This window comes from Aeromonas enteropelogenes, from assembly GCF_000819845.1.
GTDB lineage: Bacteria > Pseudomonadota > Gammaproteobacteria > Enterobacterales > Aeromonadaceae > Aeromonas > Aeromonas enteropelogenes.
The window spans coordinates 1-2630 of the sequence record NZ_CDCG01000030.1; the positions used below are offsets into that span (position 1 = coordinate 1).

The 2630-nt window shown below is 39.8% G+C and carries 1 protein-coding gene and 1 pseudogene; both read right to left on the reverse strand.

What is annotated here, in order from left to right; genetic code table 11:
- Window positions 1-372: 372 nt before the first annotated feature.
- Window positions 373-1998, reverse strand: a complete 1626-nt coding sequence (locus BN1123_RS21390) for a hypothetical protein (protein ID WP_156130548.1) — start codon at window positions 1996-1998, stop codon at window positions 373-375.
- 314 nt (window positions 1999-2312) lie between these two features.
- Window positions 2313-2531: pseudogene (locus tag BN1123_RS11180) on the reverse strand (IS5/IS1182 family transposase); the annotation flags it as partial.
- Window positions 2532-2630: the final 99 nt, after the last annotated feature.

Sequence of the window (2630 nt, forward strand, 5' to 3'; positions counted from 1 at the left end):
ATTTGGGCAACAACGCCGTTGAAAATCATGCCGGTGAACTACTGAGGGAGGATATCTGCTCCCCGCGCCAGCACTGGGCGCGAGCTGGGTCTGGATCCTTTTTGTGAACTTTCATTTTCCGTCAGAGTCTTTCAGGCCTTAGGGGAGCAGACACATAGGCGTGGTCACTTCGAGTAGCCATCGCTGTTTCGCTAGTTCCACAGTGTTGGCATCTGTAACATTGATTGGTTTTAATCGAGTTCTGCGGAACTTAAACTCTCGCACTAAGGTATGTAATCATTGAAAAGATTTATATATTGGGCATGAACAAATGATAATGGGCATGCCTAGTAACTAAGCATACCCATTTTTAATTTTTCATGTTCGTAGCAGTTATTTTTTTGCTGTCTTGTTTAACATTAAATGCAGTTTGTTTTTATGCCCATTTTCTTTAAGAGAAAATGGTGACGTAAATACACTGTATATGGAGCTTTCTTTTTCCACTGAAATGACATCATTTTCAACGATGATAAGGTCATATTTATCCGTCATCGAAAAATCTTTTTTGATACAGTGTATTTTATTGTCGTTTTTATACTCATTCCATGGATAGCAGCCACTTTTACTTGTGATGTTAAATGCCCCCATGCCTTTAAACTTATACAGATAGAGTTCAAGGATTGTCGTGCTGTAGTCTGGATATGGATCAGATTTATCATCTATTGCAAAGTAAATGTTTTTTACATTGCGGTTGTCATCTATAGCTTTGCTTATAAACAAAAACTCGTTTTGAGTGTTTTTTCTTAAAAAAATGTCTTCTTTTAAGTTTTTTGACTGTAAAACAACAACGGTAATAAACACAATAGACGATAAAGCTAAAACCGCGAATGATTTTATTTTTAAAAGATGTTTTACGCAAATAAAAAATGATAGAGAGATTGATAGGAGTGGAATAGCATAATAATAGCCATTTACTGGCATGTTTAAAGTGGCTAAAGCAGCAAGATAAGCAGTGCCTCCTGCTATCAAACCCATTGATAATGCTCTATCTTGGGACGATTTATTGATGTAGGTATGTGATATAATTGCATTTATTACAAGGATGGATAAAAATGGTCGTTTCCATGTGAAGAACCAAGCTCTTGAAATATATTCGGCTACGTTCGGTTTAACCGATATATTCATATATGTTGAACTTTGTGCTGGGCCTGCCAATACGAAAAGGTAATATCCTAGTAAAAAAAACAATCCTGATAGAAAAATTCCAGCCTCAGCAGCTACATTGTGTCCTAATTTAAGATTAATACATTTTTCGTGTCGTAAGACATTGTAGAACCAATGTGTAACGGCAAACGCAATAGCAAAGGAAAACATAGGCTCCTTATAGTATAAGGATAACCCGAATGCAATCACGGAGCCATACAATGCTATTATATTGGCGTGGGCTGAGTATTTCTTTAAGAAACAGAGAGCAATCAACAGAAAAAATATAGCATTTCGTTCAGGGATAACCAAGTTTACCATTGGAATGCTAGCTGAAAGCCAATAGGTTAAACAGATGGCAAACATTCTTACATATATGTTGGCTGGCTTTATTATATAATCCACGCACCAAATGAAAACCACCAACTGACAAAATGGAAGAATGTACAATGGCCATAGCTCTCCCCCAAACATTGATGGATATAAGTAATTGAACTCTAAGTGGCCGAGAGGGAAAAATCGTCCATTCCATATCTGTGGATTAATAGGTTCATTTAAATATGATATTTCATCAAGATGCCCGATGCTAATTGGCGAAAATGCAATCCATGACCAACAAACTACTAAGCATGCCATCACAATATAAAACAATATGTATTTATGAATGGCTTGTTTGTGATTTATAGAAGGAGTTTCTATATTGTCTCTAACATTGTTGTAATGGTAGATTATATGAGATATGAAAACTGATGCACTAATGCTAATTGCGATATATACAAGCACATTATATATTGTTGGTGATATAGGGCCGAACATAAATAAACCTTCAGTGACATTTAATGCGTTACTTTAACATTATGGATGAAGGCAGGCCACGGAAAATTCATTCGATGGTCTGCTGATATCAGGTATTTGGTCGGTTGATAGAGCTTATTGAGCCGTTTGGCTGTGCCTAGGTTAGCTAGGTCGGGAAACGAAAAACTGGACACCCACCTTTTTGTTAATCGTGGTAGCAGGACCAGTCACAGCGCTAAATTTCTGTTTCCGGCAGTGTACCAGCGTTCGGCATGGCCCGGCGTTGTTTCCCAAATCAGCCAGCAAGTCATGACTTCGCCAGCCCCAGGTGACCGCTACACTCGGGGCTGTCTGACAGGTAGTTCCAGGGTATTCAGTTTGTTTATGGCGCTGACATACGCCATGACTTCTCCCACCTGGCCATTGTAGTTACGCAGACTGATTTTCCCCGCCAGCAACTGCTTGAAGCGATACATCGCCGTCTCTGCCAGCGAGCGACGGTGATACCCCGATATCTTCTTCCAGTGCGCCAGCCCTTCCTTGCGCATCACCAGGGCGTTGTTGCCCAAATCAGCCAGCAAGTCATGACTTCCCTAGCTCTGGATAACCGCTACACTCGAGGCTTTCTGACAAGTAGGCCCAGGGTATTCAGC